This is a genomic window from Bordetella holmesii (genome assembly GCF_020735985.1).
In the GTDB taxonomy this organism is placed as follows: domain Bacteria; phylum Pseudomonadota; class Gammaproteobacteria; order Burkholderiales; family Burkholderiaceae_B; genus Bordetella; species Bordetella holmesii.
Map to the genome: position 1 here is coordinate 2,498,064 of NZ_CP085973.1, position 19,951 is coordinate 2,518,014.

Consider the following 19,951-nt stretch of genomic DNA (forward strand, 5'->3'; position numbering starts at 1 on the left):
CCGCCACTCGGGCGGTCTTCTCATGCCGTCAACACACGGTTTACTCTTGCCGCAGGCTATCGAGCGCTTGCCGGATTGTGTCGGCCCCGGCCTGGCCCCGCGCCACCACAGCGCCCTGCAGCATGACACCGACACTGCCATCATGCTCGGTCAACTCGACATCCTCGTCCTGCAACCGGCGCATCAGCACACCGGCGTCCTTGGGGTTGGCATGGCCTTCGGACAGCAGCAGTTCCTGGCCATCGGTGCCCAACAGACGAAAACGGAAAGTACCGTCGTCGTCGCGAAAGCTGACAAAGCGGGCGCCCTTGGCCACCGCCTTCTTGGCTGCGCCCTTGCCAGCCGTTGGTGCGGCGACCAGCGTGCGCAGGCCGACGGCGTCACGCAGACGCTCCATCAGCGGGCTGGCAAGCTTGCGCGCCTTGCTCGCGCCTGCCTGCAGTATCTCTTCGATGCGGCCAGGGTTGGCCATCAGTGCGTTGTACTTCTCGCGCATCGGGGCGATATCGAGCTCGAGCCGCTCGCCCAACATCTGCTTGGCGTCGCCCCAACCCATGCCGGTTTCGAGCTCGCGCCGGAATGCCGCCACCTCATCGGGCCGCGCGAAGGCGCGGTACAGCGTAAACAGATGCGACGCGTCGGCGTCCTTGGGCTGTCCAGGTTGCAACGAGTCGGTCACGATGCGTGAAATGGCGCCGCGCAGGGCCTTGGAGCCGCCCTCGAACAGGGGAATGGTGTTGTTGTAGCTCTTGGACATCTTGCGGCCGTCCAGACCAGGCAAGGTCGCAACATCCTCTTCGACCTGGACTTCGGGCAGCACGAAGAAATCGCCCTTGTACAGATGATTGAAGCGCTGGGCGATGTCACGGGCCATCTCCAGATGCTGCACCTGGTCGCGTCCCACCGGCACTTTGTGCGCATTGAACAACAGGATATCGGCGGCCATGAGCACCGGGTAAGAAAACAGGCCCATGGTCACGCCATCGTCTGGCTCCACGCCTTTGGCCTCGTTCTGATCCACGGAAGCCTTGTAGGCATGCGCGCGGTTCATCAGGCCCTTGGCCGTCACGCAGGTCAGAAACCAACACAACTCGGTGGTCTCCGGGATGTCGGATTGACGGTAGAACGTAACGCGCTCAGGGTCCAGTCCGGCAGCCAGCCAGGTTGCTGCGATCTCCAGGCGAGACCGCGCCACTCGCGCAGGATCATCGCACTTGATCAGAGCGTGGTAGTCAGCCAGAAAGAAAAAAGCGTCCACGCCAGGCTGTTCGCTGGCACGCACCGCAGGACGGATGGCGCCAGCATAATTGCCCAGGTGAGGAGTGCCGGTGGTGGTAATACCCGTAAGAACGCGAATGGTCATGACACGAGGCTGTGAGCAGCCGGAGACGGAACAAGCGACCAGTTTACCGTGCCAGCCCTGCCAGCGCGGCAAACAGCGGCGCAATCGCCAGGCATGCTATACCCGCTGTCCAGGCCGCGCGCGGGCGATAGGTCATGACCCAGATCAGCAGCAGGCCCGAAATCGACAGCATGCCGATCCAGAGCACACTGCCGTACGACCAGCCGTGCAAGCGCGCGCACAACCACAGCGACAAGGCCAGTGCCAACGACCCGCCTGCCCGCAGGGCACGGCGTAAACCGGCGGGCAGCGTGCGGTCGAACGCATCTTCGAAATGCCGGTCCATGGCCATGGAAAGCGCGGTAAATCTGGCATAGGCCAGACAAAAAGCGGCGGCATTCATCACCGACCCTCCAAGGCACGTTCTTCGACAGCGACGCGCTGCTTACGCGGCGCCACTGCTTTCCTGCGCGCGCACCGGCGCGCGATCCAGGCCAGCAAACATGCGGTGGCCAGGCAGGTGAGGTCGAAACCCGCCATAACCCAGTCGGCATCGGGCAGCGAGACACCAAGATGGCGTGAGGTGGTCAATGCATTGACCACCGGCACCAGCAGAAAGGCCAATGCAGCCAGCGCCAAGAGATCACGCCATTTGCTGCGATACCGCAGGAACGCGTAGATCAGACTGGCTGCCCAGGCGATGAAAAACGCGCGGCTCTCCCAAAGCTCGTGCTTCGGTAGGTCCGTCGGCAGCAGGCGATTGGCCAGAAAGAAAGCCGCCACGCCGATGAAAACGCCAGCCACGGTACCGGCGTTGAGGGCATCGACGAGGCGCAGCGACAGCGTGTCAGCCTTGCCTGCCGGCAGCTTTTGACGGCGTTTGGCGACCCACACACAGCACCAGGCTGGTACCGACCATGGCCGTACCGGCCAAACTCACCAAGAAATAGAACCAGCGCAGTAACGGTTGAGCGAACAATCCAAGGTGCAGCCCCACGATCGTGCCTGCGGTGGTCGCCACAGCCCCTTCTGCGTCACGGTTGTTCAGCACCTGGCCGGTAACCGCGTCAAATGTCACAGAAGGCGCGAGGCGGCCATAAGAGACACGGTCGGCCGTCGAACGCGTCACCGTTACGGTGGCTCCAGCATCGCCCGGATGATTGACGACCACCCTGCCGGCACGCCCGCCCTCCCACAGGCTTTCGGCCTGCTGCACCAGGGGCGCCAGCGGCGTGAGCGGGGCTGCAACGTTTTTGGCTGGAGTCTGTGCGAAAGCCGGGAACAGCTCGTTGAAGTAGTCCCGCTCATTGTCGTAGGCCGCGACAATACCCGCGGGCATGAGCATGGCCATGAACAACACCAGGCCGCTGAAGGTGATCATCAGGTGAAACGGCAATCCCAGGACCGACAATGCGTTATGCCCATCCATCCACGCACGCTGTCCGCCTTTGCGCGGCCGGAAAGTGAAGAAATCCGCAAATATTTTCTTGTGGGTGATGACGCCACTGATAATGGCCACCAGCATGAACATACCCGCGATGCTCGCCAGCCAGCGCCCCCACGGGAATCCCATTTCGAGTTCAAAATGGAAACGGTAGAAGAAATCGCCGCCGCGCGTCGCGCGCACGCTGATTTCCTGGCCTGTCGCGGGGTCGATCTGCACGCGTTTGAAGTTGCGTTCACCGGGGGCCGGCCTCGGTATCAGATACGTCGCTGTAATATAGGGCTCGCGCTCGCTCGGTATGCTGAAGAACCAACGCGTCGCTTTGGCGGCATGCTCGTCCAGATAGCGTTGGGCGGTCTCGACGGACTGCAACGGCGGCGCCGTCCTCGAGGTGATCTCCGGCTGCATCCACTGGGTAATCTCTGGCCGGAAGAAGGCCAGCGTGCCCGTCAGGAACATGGCAAACAGGGCCCAGCCAAAAATCAAGCCGGACCAGGTGTGCAACCAGGACATGGCCTGGCGTAGGCCCTCGGCCTGCGGATGCCGCTTTGCGGCAGGCTTGGCAGCACTCATCGCGCCCCCACCCAGTACAGCCCGGCCAGCACGAGCGCCGGAATAAGTACGCCGCCCCAGGCGCGCCAGGCGCTATAGGTGGCGAAGACCCAGATGACCGCGCAGGCATAGACCACGAACGACAGCATCTGCGCCGTTACCACGGCATCGACGCGCGACATAGGCAGCCAGACAGGCGGCTGCGGCCGAAGCCAGCAGATAGCCGCCACCGATCGCCGCCACGGCACGCGAGGCAACAGCAAAACGATAGCGCAGCAGGGCCGCGCCGAAATTGGGAGCTTTCACTTTGATGCCAAAGAAAAGTGCCGCGAGGAAATCACGGCAAGCAAGATCCGCAAATTATAATCATTCTTATTCGATGCATGCGGGGCGGGCACTCCGCCCCGCATGTCTTTACCAGCGGTAGCGCAGGCTGGCCTTGATCGAGCGCTGATAACCAAACCAGCACCATGCATCCCCACTACACGTGGCGATGTATTCTTTATTGAACAGGTTGCTGACATTCAATGCCACCTGCATGCCCTTGAGCGAAGCGGTCATGCGGCCCAGATCGTAGTCCAGCATCAAATCAACCAACGTGGTCGAAGGCACTTTGTAGGTATTGTTGTCGTTGCCCCACGAGCTGCCCAGATAGCGCACGCCAGCTCCCAGGCCAAGGCCGGCCAGCGGGCCGTCCTGCAACTGGTAACGCGTCCACACCGAAGCCTGATGCGCGGGCACGCCGGCCGGCCGGTGACCCTTGAGGTTCAGGCCCGCCGTATCCGCATTGGCTTTCTCGTATTTGTTGTCCAGATAGGTATAGGCCGCCGTCACGGACAAGCCGCGCAACACTTCCGCCTTGGCTTCGAGCTCAAAACCCTTGGTTCGCACCTGCCCCGCCTGGATCTGGCAGCGGCCGCTACCGCACATGTGAGCGGGATCCGGGTCGGTGGTCAACATGTTGTCGCGCCGGATATCAAACGCCGCCACCGTGACCAGCGCGTTGCTGCCAACCGGCTGATACTTCAGGCCAACTTCATACTGTTTGCCCTCGATGGGCTTGAAGGCCTGATTGTTCCAGCCCGTGCCCGATTGCGGTTCGAAGGACTCGCTATAGCTGGCATAAGGCGCCAAACCATTGTCAAAGTTGTAAATCAGACCTGCGCGACCCGTGAATGCCTCGGCTGCCAGCGAGGAGCTGGAGTGGCGGCTTGTGGCGAGGTTGTCGGTGCCGGTGTGCGTACGCGCCCAATCGTAGCGGCCGCCCAACAGCAGAGACAACCGGTCCCACTTGATCTGGTCCTGCGCATAAAGGCCGGTCTGCAACTGCCGCTGGGTCTGATCCGAAGAAAACGCCGGCACGGCGATGTTCATGTGATAGTTCGGATTGAACACGTTCTGCGGCGGAGCAGACCCGTAGCCTGCCAGCGTGTCGGTATGGATATGCTGATAGTCGAAGCCCAGCAAAATGGTATGGCTAAGCGGGCCCGTATGCAGGTTTGCCTGAAGATTGTTGTCTATCGTGAATGCATCGACATCGACATCGGTCGCGATAGAGGCGCGCTGCTGATAGAGATAATCGGGGCCGGTGTAGCCGAAGTAGCGTGAGCTCGCTCCATACACGCTGCGGTAGACGCCTTCCGAATGCTGGAATCGCAGGCTCTGACTGGCCTTGAAGGTGTCGTTGAACCGATGCTCGAAGATATAGCCCAGCGAATAGCTCTTGCGATCACTCTTTTCGAAGTCGGCGTCACCGTCGTAGTACCGTGCGGACAGCTTGCGCCCATCGGGTGCCGACATGACGGTACGCATGGGCGGCGCTGCCCCATAGGAACCCATATCCGGATCATGCTGAAAGTGCGTCAGGACAGTCAGGCTCGTGTCTGCGTTGGGTCGCCAGGTAAACGCCGGAGCAATGAAGTAGCGCTGTTCTTTGGTATGTGAAATCTGTCCGTTCGTATCATAAGCCGAGCCGTTCAACCGATACAGCAATGTGGCGTCATCATCGATCGGACCGCTGAAATCCATGTTCAGGCGGCGCAGATGATAGTTGCCGGCCTGCACCTCCACCTCGTTGTAGCGCTCGTCCATCGGCCGCTTGCTGACCTGGTTGACCACGCCACCAGGGCCGCCCTGACCGTACATGACGGAAGACGGGCCTTTGAGCACGTCAACCCGCTCCAGGCGATACGCATCGACCTGCGGCAAGGCGTCGCGCCCGCCGAAGACGCGCATTCCGTCCAGATAGGTCGAGGCCGAGAAACCCCGCACGGTGAATTGATCCAGACGCGTGGCGGTGGCACCGCGGGTCTCTGTCGCCACACCCGCCGTATAACGGAGCACCTGATTGAGGGACTGTGCACCTTGCTCGGTCATCTGATCGCGTGTGATGACCGAGATCGATTGCGGTGTCTCGATCAGCGGCGTGTCGGTCTTGGTCGCGCTCTGGCTTGCCTTGGCAACATAGCCGAAGGTCTGGGTCGTCGAACCACCGAGCCCCGTCACCGCAATGGGAGCGAGCGTCTGCGCACCGGCTGCAGGTTGAATGCTCCAGACGCCATCGCTGCCCTGCCGAGCCTGCAACCCGCTACCGGCCAGCAAACGAGCAAACCCTTCGGCCACCCCATACTCCCCCTTCAATCCGGCGGTCGACAGCCCACGCAGATGCGCCGGATCAAACGACAGCACGGCTGCGGCAGCACGAGCGTAACGGGTCAGCGCTTCGGCCAAGGGGCCAGCCGGCACATCATAGTGGGCGGCAGCAGCCTGCCCCCAGGCGGCGTGAACGCTCAGGCCAGAGGCAAGCGCCAGACTGACCGCCAACACATGACGCGCCAAACGCTGGCGGCGGGAAGAGGAAGAAAGGGAAGACAAGGAACACTCCTGTAGCAAAATCGATCTGTCACAGGGCATTCCGTACCAGGCGGCCAAACCTGCAGCCGCAGAGCATAAAAAATTGTAACTTTGTCAGGCTTGGCCGACGCTCAGCCAAAACGGGCCACGCCGCTGCACCGCGATAGGCACACTGTGTGCGACGGCCTTCAGGGCCCGCTCGGCGTCAAAAAGCGGAAACACGCCCGACACTCGCGTATCGGCAAGCTCGGGGTCCAGATGAATCACGCCCCTGCGGTGATCTGCCAGGCGCGCCACCAGCATGCGCAAGGGCCAGTCGTGCGCGACGATCAGCCCGTCAACCCAAGCCCCGGCGTCCGGATTGGGCGGGCGCTGGTGCCAGACACCCGAGTCGGGCAGCCACATCCCCTGCGGAGCACTGAGCCGTGTACGATTCATCTCCCGCTCAAGAACCAAGCCTCCATCGAGCAACTGCAGCTCGCAGCCGTGCGCGCCCCGCCGCACACAAAAACGCGCGCGATCGGTGCGCGCCAGGCCAACACCGGTATCGAGTTGCACGGCCGCCGCACTCGCCTGCACCTGTACCTGGCCGCGCAACAAGCGCAGCAGATGCCGGTCAGCGTTACGGGAGATCTGGATGGCGGTATCGCTGGAGAGCGTGACATACAGGCCTGGGGCGATCGCTATCTTGCGCACTTCGCCCAGACCCGTACTCCGATCGGCGATGAGGCGCTGCCAGGGCGTGTGATGATAGACGCCCCACCCCGTCGCGCCGGCCACCGCAGCGGCGACGACGCCGCGCAACATCGTGCGCCGGCCCGACGATTGCGGTTTGAACGCGGCGTGGGCCAGTGGCGCCGGAACCTGCCTGACACCCTGCTGCACATCACAGACTCGCGCCCAGGCCTTGCGATGCCGCTCATCGGCGTGCAACCAGGCTTGCAAGCCGGCGTGGTCATGCGCGCTGGCCGTACCCCGATTGCAGCAGTACCCACCACGTGATGGCCTGACGCGCCGCCCCTTCAAGCATGAAATACATCAAAGCACGCGCTCATGGCTTTGACCATATACTGCTGCACTGAACTGACGGACACGCCCAGACGCACTGCAATCTCCGGATAGCTCAACCCATCCAGTTGTGACAGCAGAAAAGCCTGTCGCGCTCGCTCAGGCAGGCCGTCCATCATGCGATCCAACGTGCCAAGCGCCTGCATGATTTCCAGACGTTGCTCAGCGCTGGGCGCATGAGCCTCAGGCAGCCCGGCCAGATACTCCGCATATGCGCTCTCCAGCGCACGGTGGCGCCAGTGGTCGATCACCAGTCCCCTGGCGACCGTAACCAGAAACGCCCTCGCCTGGCCGGCATGAACCTGCTTTCGGCCTTGAAGAATGCGCGTAAAAACATCCTGGGTCATGTCCTCCGCATGATGCGCGCACCCGAGCTTGCGCCGAAACCACCCCATCAGCCAGGGACGATGTTCTCGGTACAGGCATTCGACGGTCACCCCGCCCAGCGGATTGGCATCACTCGAGGTAAAGGACACGATGCTTAAGAATGAAACGCAAACCCAGCATGGTATTGATAATAACTTTCATTATCAACTTTTCCAGAGCGCCAGGACGCCATCTCAAGCCAAAAAACAACACCCCGCTCAAAGGCGGGGTGTCAGATGCAACATCGACTACAGCGTACCTATCTGCCGCCGCTCCGACTCGATGTATTCACGCGATTGCATCTCCAGAATGCGCGAGACCGTGCGGTGAAACTCATTGGACAGGGCCCCTTCGGTGTACAGCTCTTCGGGTGGGCATTCAGCCGACATGATGAGCTTGACCTTGTGGTCATAGAACACGTCGATTAACCACGTAAAGCGCCTGGCCTCGGATGCCTGACGCGGCCCCATGCGCGGGACCTCCGAGAGAATGACTGCATGAAAGCGATTCGCCAGCTCCAGATAATCATTCTGGGAGCGCGGGCCACCACAAAGCGTGGCGAAATCGAACCACACCACCGAACCGGCCAGCGCCTGGGCACGGATTTCGCGATGCTCGATACGTAACACCGGATCCTGCGCTGCCGTATCGGCCAGCTTGGAAAACGCCTCCTCCAGCGCCTGACGCGCCGCCGAGTCCAGTGGATGGTGATACAACTGCACCTGTTCGAGCGACCGGCGGCGGTAATCGATTCCCGAATCGACGTTCAGGATATCCATGCGACTCTGTATCAGCTCGATGGCCGGCAAGATGCGATCGCGATGCAAACCGTCCGGGTAGAGCGTCGATGGCTCGTAATTCGACGTCATCACGAACGACGTACCGTACTCAAACAACTTCAGGAGCAGGCGATAAAGAATCATCGCGTCCGCAACGTCGGATACGTGAAACTCGTCAAAACAGATCAGCCGGTAGCGCTTGGCCACCCGCCGGGCGACCTCGTCAAGCGGATCCTGCATGCCCTTGACGTTCTCGAGCTCACGATGCACCCCCCGCATGAACTCATGGAAATGCAGCCGCGTCTTGCGCACGACTGGCACGGTGGCATAGAAAGCGTCCATCAGGAAACTCTTGCCTCGCCCTACCCCGCCCCACAGATATACGCCGCGCGGGACGTCCGGGCGGCTCAGGAGCCTCTTCAGGGCGTTGGAGCGCATCGCCTTGAAGCGCACCCAATCGTCGTAGTACTTCTGCAAGCGGTCGACAGCGCGCAACTGCGCCTCATCCGGCTTATAACCCCGTTCAGCCAGGGCATTTTCGTAGTATTCGCGAGCGTTCATGGCGGAAATCTAAGAGCGCAAACGCCGCCAATCCTTACGGATTGACGGCGTCGCGAAGGATCAGGACGCGAACGGGATCAGAAGTTCAGCGTGCGCTTGTCCACCGCCAGAGCGGCTTCCTTGACAGCTTCAGACAGGGTCGGATGCGCATGGCAGATGCGCGCGATGTCTTCGGCTGCGCCGCGGAACTCCATGATGGTCACGGCTTCGGCGATCAACTCGGAGGCCATGGGGCCGATGATGTGTACGCCCAGGACCTCATCGGTCTTGGCATCGGCGATAACCTTGGCAAACCCGGTGGTGTCGCCCATCGCCCGTGCACGGCCATTGGCCATGAAGGGGAAAGACCCAGCCTTGTACTCGCGGCCTTCGGCCTTGAGCTGCTGCTCGGTCTGGCCCACCCAGGCAATCTCCGGCGAGGTGTAAATGACCCACGGCACGGTAGCGAAATTGACGTGCCCATGCTGGCCAGCGATACGCTCGGCCACGGCAACGCCCTCTTCTTCGGCCTTGTGGGCAAGCATCGGCCCGCGCACGACGTCACCCACAGCCCACACGTTGGGCAGGTTGGTCTTGCAATCGCCGTCGACGGCGATGAAACCGCGCTCGTCCAACTTCAGACCCACCGTCTCGGCATTCAACCCGCCGGTATAGGGCACGCGGCCAATCGAAACGATGAGCTTGTCGACCACCAGCTTCTGCTCGCCGCCTTTGGCGTCGACGTAAGGAATCGTGATGGACTTGGCCGTCGCTTTGATTTCGCCGATCTTCACGCCCGTCTGGATGTCCAGACCTTGCTTGGAGAAGGCCTTGAGGGCTTCCTTGGCGACCTGCTGGTCGGCAGCCGCCAGAAACTCCGGCATGGCTTCCAGAACAGTGACTTCGGCACCCAGGCGGCGCCAGACGCTGCCCATTTCCAGACCGATGACGCCTGCGCCGATCACGCCCAGTTTCTTGGGTACGGCCGACAGGTTGAGCGCGCCATCATTCGACAGCACGTTCTTTTCGTCAAAGGGCAGGCCCGGCAGTTCACGGGCCGACGACCCGGTGGCCACGACAACGTGCTTGGCGACCAGATCTTCTTCCGACGTACCGCTGACCTTGATGGCCCAACCGCCTTCGACCTGACCGGCAAAGGCGCCCTTGCCGTGGAAGAAGGTGACCTTGTTCTTTTTGAAGAGGAACAAGATACCGTCGTTGTTCTGCTTGACGACCTTATTCTTGCGGCCGATCAGCGTATCCAGGTTGAGCTTGACATCCTTGACCTCGATGCCGTGCTCGGCGAAGTGGTGATTGACCTCTTCGTAGTTTTCCGAGGACTGCAGCAGCGCCTTGGACGGGATGCAGCCCACGTTGGTGCACGTACCGCCGGGAGCGGCACCGCCGTCGCCGTTTTGCCAGGCATCGATGCAGGCGACCGACATGCCGAGTTGAGCGGCGCGGATGGCGGCGATGTAGCCGCCGGGGCCGGCACCGATGACGACGACGTCGAATTGTTTGGACATAGTGTTCTCGCGATGAAAAAAGGAAGAAAGACGAGCCGGGCGCACGCGCCCGGCTTCGCCCCGATCTGGATTACAGGTCCAGCAACAGACGTTGCGGATCGTCCAGCGCTTCCTTCATGGCGACCAGGCCCAGGACAGCTTCGCGGCCGTCGATGATGCGGTGGTCGTAGGACATGGCAAGGTAGTTCATCGGGCGGATGACGATCTGACCATTTTCGACAACCGCGCGCTCCTTGGTGGCGTGCACGCCCAGGATGGCCGATTGCGGCGGGTTGATGATCGGCGTCGAGAGCATCGAGCCGAACACGCCTCCGTTGGAGATGGAGAACGTACCACCGGTCATTTCTTCGATACCCAGCTTGCCGTCAGCGGCGCGCTTGCCGAAGTCGGCAATGGTTTTCTCGATTTCAGCGATAGTCAGCTGATCGGCATTGCGCAAGATGGGAACCACCAAGCCACGCGGGCTGCCGACCGCGATGCCGATGTCGAAATAGCCGTGATAGATGATGTCCTTGCCGTCGACCGAGGCGTTGATCACCGGGTACTTCTTCAGGGCAGCGACGGCGGCCTTGACGAAGAAGGGCATGAAACCGAGCTTGACGCCGTGCTCCTTCTCGAACTTGTCCTTGTACTTGTTGCGCAGGTCGATGACGGCCTGCATGTTGACCTCGTTGAAGGTCGTCAAAATGGCGTTTTCCTGTTGCGACTGCAGCAGGCGCTCGGCCACGCGGGCGCGCAGACGGCTCATGGGAACGCGTTGCTCAGGACGGCCATCGAGCGACAACGTGGGCGGCGCCACAGGAGCGGCCGCCTTCTTGGCAGGGGCGGCGCTGGCGGTCAGGGCATCGCCCTTGGTCACACGGCCATCGCGACCGCTGCCGGACACGTTGGCGGCATCCACGCCCTTTTCGGCGAGGATCTTGGCGGCGGCCGGCGAAGCCACGCCTGCAGCCGAGGTGCTGGCTGCCGGCGCCGGGGCCGGGGCCGCCGCAGCGGCTGCCGGTGCGGCGGCGGCCTTGGCGGCCGTATCGATGCGGGCAATCAGTTCGCCCGAGGTCACGGTGCTGCCGTCGCCCTTGACGATCTCGGCCAACACACCCGACGACGGGGCGGGCACTTCCAGCACGACCTTGTCGGTCTCGATTTCGATGAGAATCTCGTCAGCTTCGACCGCAGCGCCGGGCTGTTTTTTCCAGGTCAACAGGGTAGCTTCCGACACCGATTCGGACAACTGGGGAACAACAACGTCAGTAATAGCCATGGTGATGAATTCCGTTAGATGAGTGTTCTGTGATCCGCGACCGTGCTTACTTGGTCAGCATGAAGCCCTTGAACTTGGGCGCGAAGGCCTGTTCGATCAGCGCCTTCTGCTGCTCCTGGTGCTTGGCCAGATACCCCACAGCAGGCGAGGCGGAGGCGGCGCGGCCGGCATAACCCAGCTTCTGACCTTCGGTCATGTTCTCGTACAGATGATGTTGGACATAGAACCACGAACCTTGGTTCTGCGGCTCGTCCTGCACCCAGACCACTTCCGTCGCCTTCGGATACTTGCGCAGTTCAGTTTCGAACGCCTTGTGTGCGAAGGGATAGAGCTGCTCGACGCGCACGATGGCGACATTGTCGGCCTCGCGCTCGCGGCGGGCGTTGACCAGGTCGTAGTAGACCTTGCCCGAGCAAGCCAGCACGCGCTTGACCGAATTGGCCTTGATGCTGTCGTCAATCTCGCCGATGACAGGGCGGAAGCTGCCGCCAGCCAATTCGGTCAGCGGCGAACCCGCATCCTTGTTGCGCAGCAGCGACTTGGGCGTGAAGATCACCAACGGCTTGCGGAACGGACGGATCATCTGGCGGCGCAGCAGATGGAAGATCTGCGAAGCCGTGGTCGGCTGAACGACCTGGATGTTGTTGTCCGCGCACAGCTGCAGGAAACGCTCGATGCGGCCCGACGAGTGTTCCGGGCCCTGGCCTTCGTAGCCGTGCGGCAGCATCATGGTCAGGCCGGATTGGCGGCCCCACTTGGCTTCGCCGGCGGTAATGAACTGGTCGATCACGACCTGAGCACCGTTGACGAAGTCACCAAACTGAGCTTCCCAGATGGTCAGCGTGTTCGGTTCGGCCGACGAGTAACCGTATTCGAAGGCCAGCACGGCCTCTTCGGACAGCACGGAGTCGATCACGACGAACGGAGCCTGACCTTCCGAGACGTTCTGCAGCGGAATGTAGGTGCCGTCATTCCAGCGCTCACGGTTCTGATCGTGCAGCACGGCGTGGCGGTGCGTGAACGTGCCGCGGCCCGAGTCCTGACCGGTGATGCGCACGGCATAACCCGAGGCGACCAGCGTGGCGAAGGCCAGATGCTCGCCCATGCCCCAGTCGAGGTTCTGCTCGCCCTTGGCCATGTTGCGGCGATCGTTCAACAGCTTGGCCACCAGCGGATGCACGGTGAAACCTTCCGGCACGGTGGTGATGCGCTCGCCGATGCGCTTGAGCTCGGCCAGCGGCACGGCGGTGTCGGCCTGGTCGGTCCATTTGGCGCTCAGGAACGGCGACCAGTCGATGGCGTACGTGCTCTTGTAATCGGTCAGCACCGGTTCGATGGTGCGTTGGCCGTCTTCCATGAGTTGGCGATAGTCCTTGACCATCTGATCGGCATCGCCCTCGGCCAGCACGCCCTGCGTGGTCAGCTTCTCGGCATACAGCTTGCGGGTGCCCGGGTGATGGCCAATGCGCTTGTACATCAGCGGCTGTGTCAGCGACGGGGTGTCCTGTTCGTTGTGACCCAGTTTGCGGAAACACACGATATCCAGCACGACGTCGTGACGGAACTGCATGCGGTAGTCCAGCGCCAGGCGGGTCGCGAACACCACGGCCTCGGGATCATCTCCGTTGACGTGAAAAACCGGCGCCTCAATCATCTTGACCACGTCGGTGCAATACAGCGTCGAACGCGAGTCGCGCGGATCCGACGTGGTAAAGCCGATCTGGTTGTTGATGACGATGTGCAGCGTGCCGCCCGTACCGTAGCCGCGCGTCTGGGCCAGGTTGAGGGTTTCCATCACGACGCCCTGGCCAGCAAAGGCCGCGTCACCGTGCACCAGCACCGGCAGAACCTGCTTGCCTTCGTGGTCGGCGCGGCGCTCCTGGCGGGCGCGGACGCTGCCTTCGACCACGGGATTGACGATTTCCAGGTGCGAGGGGTTGAAGGCCAGCGACAGATGGACCGGACCGCCACGGGTGGAGACATCGCTCGAGAAACCGTTGTGGTACTTCACGTCACCGTCGGTCAGGCCTTCGGCATGCTTGCCCTCGAATTCGGCAAACAGATCACCCGGCATCTTGCCCATGGTGTTGACCAGCAGGTTCAGGCGGCCGCGGTGGGCCATGCCGACCACGATTTCCTGCACGCCCGACTCACCTGCGTGGTTGACCACTTCGTCCATCGAGGCGATGAAGCTTTCGCCGCCTTCGAGCGAGAAGCGCTTCTGGCCGACATACTTGGTATGCAGGAAGCGTTCCAGGCCTTCGGATTCGGTCAGCTGCTGAAGAATGTGGCGCTTTTCTTCAGTCGAGAAAGACGGCGCGGCCAGCGTCGACTCCAGACGCTGCTGAATCCAGCGTTTGGCGGCGGGATCGGAAACATACATGAACTCCGCGCCGATCGAGCGGCAATACGTGTCGCGCAATGCCTTCAGGATGTCGCGCAGCGTCATGGTGCTGGCGGTCGTGAAGTAAGTATTGGTCGCGGAGTAGGTTTGATCCAGATCGGCTTCGGTCAGGCCATAGAAAGCCGGATCGAGCTCGGGGATCGGGGGACGTTCCTGGCGCTTGAGCGGGTCCAGATCGGCCCAACGTGAGCCCAGCGAACGATAGGCAGCGATCAGCGACTGCACCGACACCTGCTTCGACGCTACCGACAGGTCGGGCTCGGTGCTGCGCTGCACGAACGCATTGGCGCGTGCACGTTGAGCAAAGGACTCGACGATGGGAGCGTGCGCCTGATCGCGCGTGGTTTCTTGCCCGTCGGTGGCCGGCGTATGTTGCAGCTGGTCGAAATACTCGCGCCACTCGTCGGGCACCGAGCCGGGATTGTCGAGATAAGCTTCGTAAAGCTCCTCGACGTATGGGGCATTACCCCCAAAAAGATAGGAGGTAGAGAGGGATTCTGATTCCGTAGACATAATGTCGCTTCACCTTGACGAGTGCTTCACTCGCATACGATGCAGGAAAACCTTCCGCGACACGGGCTTCCCGGTTGGCGGATAGCAGGGGCAGAAGGCACGTACAAGCCTCGAAAGCCGTGTGGTCAGTATACTCCTTCGAGTTTGCCCTCGTCTTGCTGCATTCGCATGACAAGGCAGGAAAGTCGAGCATGCCGACATTCCCGAACAGAATGGCTGCGCCAAGGCGCAGGTTATGACCCTCTATTGGTGTTTACGCACCGCTTCATGACGGCATCTTGCGGCGCAGATTTCTGCGCCCTTGCACGATCGAAGTGACCAGAATACGACGGCTGCTTCAACTCGCCAAGTCCCCGCGCCCCACTACCCGGCGGCCAAAGCCGATTACCACCAGTATAAAGACGACCAAACCCAGCCATTCCGCGGTTTCCGAAAAGCCGGGCCCGACCAATGCCAGTGGCGCATCTTTCTGAGTGGCACCGATCACGGCGGCCATAAAAACCCCGATCAGGCTTTCGCCCACGATGAGCCCGGAGGCCAGCAAGACACCGCGCCGCCTGGCCGCCGCGGCATCTTCCGCCAGCTGTACACCCCGCGCCTGCGCCCGCCGGCGCAATATCTTCTCCAGCCACCAGGCCAGTATGGCGCCGACCACGATGGGAGCACTGACGGTTGGCGGCAGATAAATGCCAATGCCCACGGCCAGCACCGGCATGCGGGCGACCTCGCAACACCGCTTCAACAGTTCGTCGACAACGATGAGCGTCACCCCTATTCCCATCCCGATGACGATCATGAGCCAGTTCAGATCGCGCAGGAAAATCCCGCGGGCAATGGCCAGCATGAGTGAGGCCTGCGGCGCCGAAAGCGCCCGGTCAGGGTCCATATCAGGACGGGGCATGGCGCCGGCGAACCCATAGGCGTTATAGAGCAGGTCCAGTACCGGCGAGATGACTGCGGCCCCGACCAGGCAACCTATCAGCAGGGCGACTTGCTGACGCCAGGGGGTGGCTCCGACCAGCCAACCGGTCTTGAGATCCTGCAGATTGTCATTCGCGATGGATGCCACGGCGATGACCGCGGCCGTCGTGAAGATCGCCAACGCCGTGGCCAGGCGCAGGCCCTCCGCAGACGCCAGCAGACCGTCCTCCTTGTGCAGCGCAACCATGAGCAACGACACCAGCACGATGGCCACGATACCTACACCCGAGATAGGGCTGGTCGAAGACCCGACCAAGCCCGCCATATAGCCGCAGGCCGCCGCCACCAGAAAACCAAACACGAATGCAAACAGCACGGCATACGTCACCAATGACCAAACCCGCCCCTGGGCCACCGGCGTTGCAGCTATAAAGTAGGCGAACACCACGACCAGCACCGCCACCAGCACCAGCGTCAGCAGTGCAATCCAGCCACCCGGAAGGTCGCGTTCGGTGCGAGGCACCTCGCCTCGCGGCCGCCCACCCGCGGACATCGAGCCGAACAGGGTTGCCATGCCACGCATCATCGGCAAAAACAGCAGCGCCAGCGTCCAGACGGCCCCGACGCCTATGACGCCAGCCCCGATAAAACGCACCTGCGAACTCCAGATCTGCGTACCGAAGTCGGCCAGACTCTGACCGGCCGCCGGCAGCGAATGCCAGGTCAGCACGGGCACCGCCACCCCCCAGGCGATGACCAGGCCCGTCAACATGGCCAGACCTGCCACAATGCCGATCAGGTAACCCGCCCCTAGCAAGGCCAGGGAGAATCCCATGGGCAGCCGCAGCACCGCGCCGCCCAGTGACCACCAGCCGTTGACCGCATCGCCCAGCAGCCGCAGGCCGCTGGCGGCAAAGCTGGCCACGGCGGCCACACCGCCGCCCAAGAGGATATCGCCCATCCCCGTCGGCGCCGTCCGCCCGGAGGCCTCCTGCGAACGGGCGCTGCTGCCTACGCGCAGGATCTCCGCCGCAGCCACTCCCTCCGGATAGGGCAAGGAACTCTTGACCACCATGAGGTGACGCAGCGGAATCGAGAACATCACGCCCAGCATGCCTCCGGCCGCGCAAATGGCCAGCGTCTGCCAGAAAGGGAAATGCTGCCAATGGCCCAGCATCACCAGGGAGGGCAGGATGAAAATGATGGACGACAATGTTCCAGCCGCCGAAGCCTGGGTCTGCACCATATTGTTTTCGAGGATATTCGCCCCGGAAAACATTCGCAGCACCGACATCGAAATCACGGCGGCCGGGATGGCCGACGAAAAGGTCAATCCGACCTTCAGACCCAGAAAGACATTGGACGCGGTGAAGATCACCGTAATGACCATGCCCAGCAACACCCCGCGCACGGTCAGTTCCGGCAGCGACATCGAATCCGGAACCCGCAAACCTTCGGCCATCGAATCTCTCCCTGTCCATCCGGCAAGACGACGCCGGTCGCACGTCATGGTAGCGCGCCCGCAGCCAACTGCGGCTTCCAGAGGCCACGAAAACCCTTATATCAGCATATTCAACTGCCGAATCTGCACCCAGCGGCAGTCCATGCCAGCCAACCCTGATACCGCACACCGAATTCGGTCACCCATGCTTGCCACTGCGCCATAGGATTACAAAAAAACCCCACCGGAGACAACCATGTCCGCACGCCCCGCCGCCGTCGACAGTGATGCGGCCGAAACCGCCGAATGGCGCGACGCTCTCAGCTCCTTGTTCGAGGCCGAAGGAGGCGAACGGGCCTCCTATGTGCTCGACTGTCTGCTGGAGCATGCCGGCAAGCTGGGGGTGAAGCTGCCGCGCAATGCCAGCACGCCGTACCTGAACACCATCGGGCGCGCCGAGGAGCCCGCATTCCCGGGAGACCTGGATCTGGAGGCACGCCTGGCCGGCATCAACCGCTGGAATGCGCTGGCCATGGTGGTGCGCGCCAATCAGGCTCATGGTGAGCTGGGCGGACACATCGCCAGCTATGCCTCGGAGGCAGACCTGTTCGAAGTGGGTTTTAACCATTTCTTCCGCGCCGGATTGGCAGGACGGGGGAGTGATCTGGTCTACATGCAGCCGCACTCGGCGCCCGGCATCTACGCGCGCGCCTTCCTTGAGGGATTTTTGGAGGAAGAGGACCTGGCGCTGTTTCGCCAGGAAATCGCCGCGCGCGCACAAGGCCGGCGGGGCCTGTCTTCCTATCCGCATCCCTGGCTGATGCCGGATTTCTGGCAGTTCCCGACAGGATCCATGGGGATCGGTCCCATCAACGCCATCTATCAGGCGCGCTATATGCGTTACCTGGAGCATCGCGGGCTTGCCACGGAGTCCGATCGACGGGTGTGGGGAATTTTCGGCGATGGAGAGATGGACGAGCCCGAATCGATTGCCGCGCTCACCCTGGCCGCGCGCGAGAAGCTCGACAACCTCGTGTTTGTCATCAACTGCAATCTGCAACGCCTCGACGGGCCGGTGCGCGGCAACGGACGCATCATCGACGAGCTGGAAACACTCTACGCCGGGGCGGAATGGAATGTCATCAAGCTGCTGTGGGGCGGAGACTGGGATGCCCTGTTTGCTGCCGATGACCAGGAGGCGCTGGCTCGCGCGTTCTCGCACACGGTGGACGGCCAATTCCAGACCTTTGCCGCCAAGGATGGCGCCTACAACCGGGAGCACTTCTTCGGCCAGAATCCCGCGCTGGCCGCCCTGGTTGCCGACCTGGACGACGGTGCGATCGACCGGCTGCGCCGTGGCGGCCATGACATGGTGAAAATCCACGCCGCCTATCACAGGGCGGTCCGCCATCGCGGCCAGCCCACCGTCATCCTGGCGCAGACAAAAAAGGGATTTGGCATGGGTGCGGCCGGACAGGGCCGCATGACGACCCATCAACAGAAAAAACTCGACGATCAAGCCCTGCTGGCCTTCCGGGACCGCTTCGCCCTGCCCCTGTCCGATGATGACTGCCTGAATCTGCGCTTTTACCGCCCGGCTGCCGACAGCAGGGAACTACGCCATCTGCATGCGCGCCGCCGCGCCCTGGGCGGCTACATCCCCCGCCGCTCGCGCGGCGACCGATCCCTGGCGACACCACCGGCCACGGAGTTCGCCCCTTTTGCCCTGCACGCCCAGGGCAAAGAGATGTCATCCACCATGGCGGTGGTGCGCATGTTGACCCAACTTCTCAAACACCCCGAACTAGGGCCGCGCATGGTGCCCATCGTGGCCGACGAGGCACGTACTTTCGGCATGGCCAATCTTTTTCGCCAGATCGGAATTTACTCGGCCCAAGGGCAACTCTATGAACCCGAAGACATCGGCTCGGTGCTTTCGTACCGCGAGGCGCGCGATGGCCAGATCCTCGAAGAGGGGATCACGGAAGCCGGAGCGATCTCTTCCTGGACGGCAGCGGCAAGCAGCTACTCCACCCACGACCTGCCCACCCTGCCCTTCTACATTTATTACTCGATGTTCGGTTTTCAGCGTATCGGCGACCTGATCTGGGCGGCGGCCGACCAGCGCTGCCGGGGATTTCTCATCGGCGCGACCTCCGGCCGCAGCACGTTGGGCGGGGAAGGTCTGCAACATCAGGACGGGGCGAGCCATCTGATCGCTTCGACGGTGCCTAACTGTCGGGCCTATGACCCCGCGTATGCCTACGAGGTGGCGGTCATCGTCGAGGCAGGCATGCGCCGCATGCTCGGCGAGCAGCACGACGAGTTCTATTATTTGACAGTGACCAACGAAAACCTGCCCCAGCCCGATATGCCTGCGCACGCAGCCCAGGGCATTCTGCGCGGCATGTACTGCGTGCACCGGCCGCAGAAAGCCCTGCTGCGGCTCTTGGGAGCAGGCCCCATGCTGCCTGAGGCCGAGGCCGCGGCCGAACTGCTGCGGCAACGCTACGACGTGCAGGCCGAGGTCTGGAGCGTAACCAGCTTCAGTGAACTGGCCCGAGACGGCAGGCGCGCCGAACGCAAGGCCGCGCTGGGTCTGGAAGGCGAACCGGCCTGGCTGCATCAGTGTCTGAACACCGACCTGCCCACCGTAGCGGTGTCGGATTATGTGCGGGCGGTTCCCGATCAAATCCGCGCCTGGGTTCCGGGACACTATCGAACTCTGGGCACCGACGGTTTCGGGCGCAGCGACACGCGAGCGCGCCTGCGCGATTTCTTCGAAATCGGCGCCGAATGGATCGTGTTGCATGCGTTGGACTTGCTCTGCAACCAGGACAGCACCTGGCAGGCCGCCCGCGACGATCAACGAAGCCGCTTGACCATCCGCCAGACCGCTGCCTGGCTCAACTAAGGCCAGGCGTGCCGCGGACTGGCGCTG

At 62.3% G+C, this 19,951-nt stretch carries 11 protein-coding genes and 2 pseudogenes; 1 reads left to right on the top strand and 12 read right to left on the bottom strand.

The window, feature by feature from the left end; genetic code table 11:
- Positions 1-40: 40 nt before the first annotated feature.
- The 12 genes and pseudogenes from LK440_RS11980 to LK440_RS12035 all read right to left on the bottom strand — a co-directional run bounded on the left by LK440_RS11980 (position 41) and on the right by LK440_RS12035 (position 17,031).
- Positions 41-1,363, bottom strand: a complete 1,323-nt coding sequence (locus LK440_RS11980) for a tryptophan--tRNA ligase (RefSeq protein WP_005012380.1) — start codon at positions 1,361-1,363, stop codon at positions 41-43.
- A gap of 43 nt (positions 1,364-1,406) precedes the next feature.
- On the bottom strand, positions 1,407-1,745 hold the full coding sequence (locus LK440_RS11985; RefSeq protein WP_005012379.1) for a DUF3325 domain-containing protein: 339 nt from the start codon (positions 1,743-1,745) through the stop codon (positions 1,407-1,409).
- Positions 1,745-3,359: pseudogene (locus LK440_RS11990) on the bottom strand (PepSY-associated TM helix domain-containing protein). The gene LK440_RS11985 and the pseudogene LK440_RS11990 overlap by 1 nt, the downstream one beginning before the upstream one ends.
- A pseudogene (locus tag LK440_RS11995) lies at positions 3,356-3,644 on the bottom strand (DUF3649 domain-containing protein). The pseudogenes LK440_RS11990 and LK440_RS11995 overlap by 4 nt, the downstream one beginning before the upstream one ends.
- A gap of 108 nt (positions 3,645-3,752) precedes the next feature.
- A complete protein-coding gene (locus LK440_RS12000) occupies positions 3,753-6,212 on the bottom strand; it encodes a TonB-dependent siderophore receptor (RefSeq protein ID WP_005012375.1) in 2,460 nt (819 codons plus the stop codon).
- Positions 6,213-6,305: 93 nt separating this feature from the next.
- The gene (locus LK440_RS12005) at positions 6,306-7,136 is read right to left on the bottom strand and encodes a FecR domain-containing protein (RefSeq protein WP_005012374.1); all 831 of its coding nucleotides are present in this window, start codon (positions 7,134-7,136) and stop codon (positions 6,306-6,308) included.
- A 77-nt stretch (positions 7,137-7,213) separates the two neighbouring features.
- Positions 7,214-7,735 carry a sigma-70 family RNA polymerase sigma factor gene (locus LK440_RS12010; RefSeq protein WP_005012373.1) on the bottom strand — a complete coding sequence of 174 codons (522 nt, stop codon included), beginning with the start codon at positions 7,733-7,735 and terminating at the stop codon, positions 7,214-7,216.
- 138 nt (positions 7,736-7,873) lie between these two features.
- Positions 7,874-8,965 carry a cell division protein ZapE gene (gene zapE, locus LK440_RS12015; protein WP_005012372.1) on the bottom strand — a complete coding sequence of 364 codons (1,092 nt, stop codon included), beginning with the start codon at positions 8,963-8,965 and terminating at the stop codon, positions 7,874-7,876.
- Positions 8,966-9,042: 77 nt separating this feature from the next.
- Entirely contained in the window at positions 9,043-10,470 is a 1,428-nt protein-coding gene (lpdA, locus tag LK440_RS12020) for a dihydrolipoyl dehydrogenase (protein ID WP_005012371.1), read from the bottom strand.
- A 70-nt stretch (positions 10,471-10,540) separates the two neighbouring features.
- Complete coding sequence (odhB, locus tag LK440_RS12025; protein ID WP_025341350.1) at positions 10,541-11,731, bottom strand: 2-oxoglutarate dehydrogenase complex dihydrolipoyllysine-residue succinyltransferase; 1,191 nt, start codon at positions 11,729-11,731, stop codon at positions 10,541-10,543.
- Between the two features lie 46 nt (positions 11,732-11,777).
- Positions 11,778-14,648, bottom strand: coding sequence for a 2-oxoglutarate dehydrogenase E1 component (locus LK440_RS12030; RefSeq protein ID WP_005012370.1), 2,871 nt, complete (start codon positions 14,646-14,648; stop codon positions 11,778-11,780).
- Between the two features lie 337 nt (positions 14,649-14,985).
- On the bottom strand, positions 14,986-17,031 hold the full coding sequence (locus LK440_RS12035; RefSeq protein ID WP_005012368.1) for an OPT family oligopeptide transporter: 2,046 nt from the start codon (positions 17,029-17,031) through the stop codon (positions 14,986-14,988).
- Positions 17,032-17,266: 235 nt separating this feature from the next.
- Between LK440_RS12035 and mdeB the strand changes: the two genes are divergently transcribed.
- Entirely contained in the window at positions 17,267-19,924 is a 2,658-nt protein-coding gene (gene mdeB / locus LK440_RS12040; RefSeq protein ID WP_005012367.1) for an alpha-ketoglutarate dehydrogenase, read from the top strand.
- Positions 19,925-19,951 lie beyond the last annotated feature (27 nt).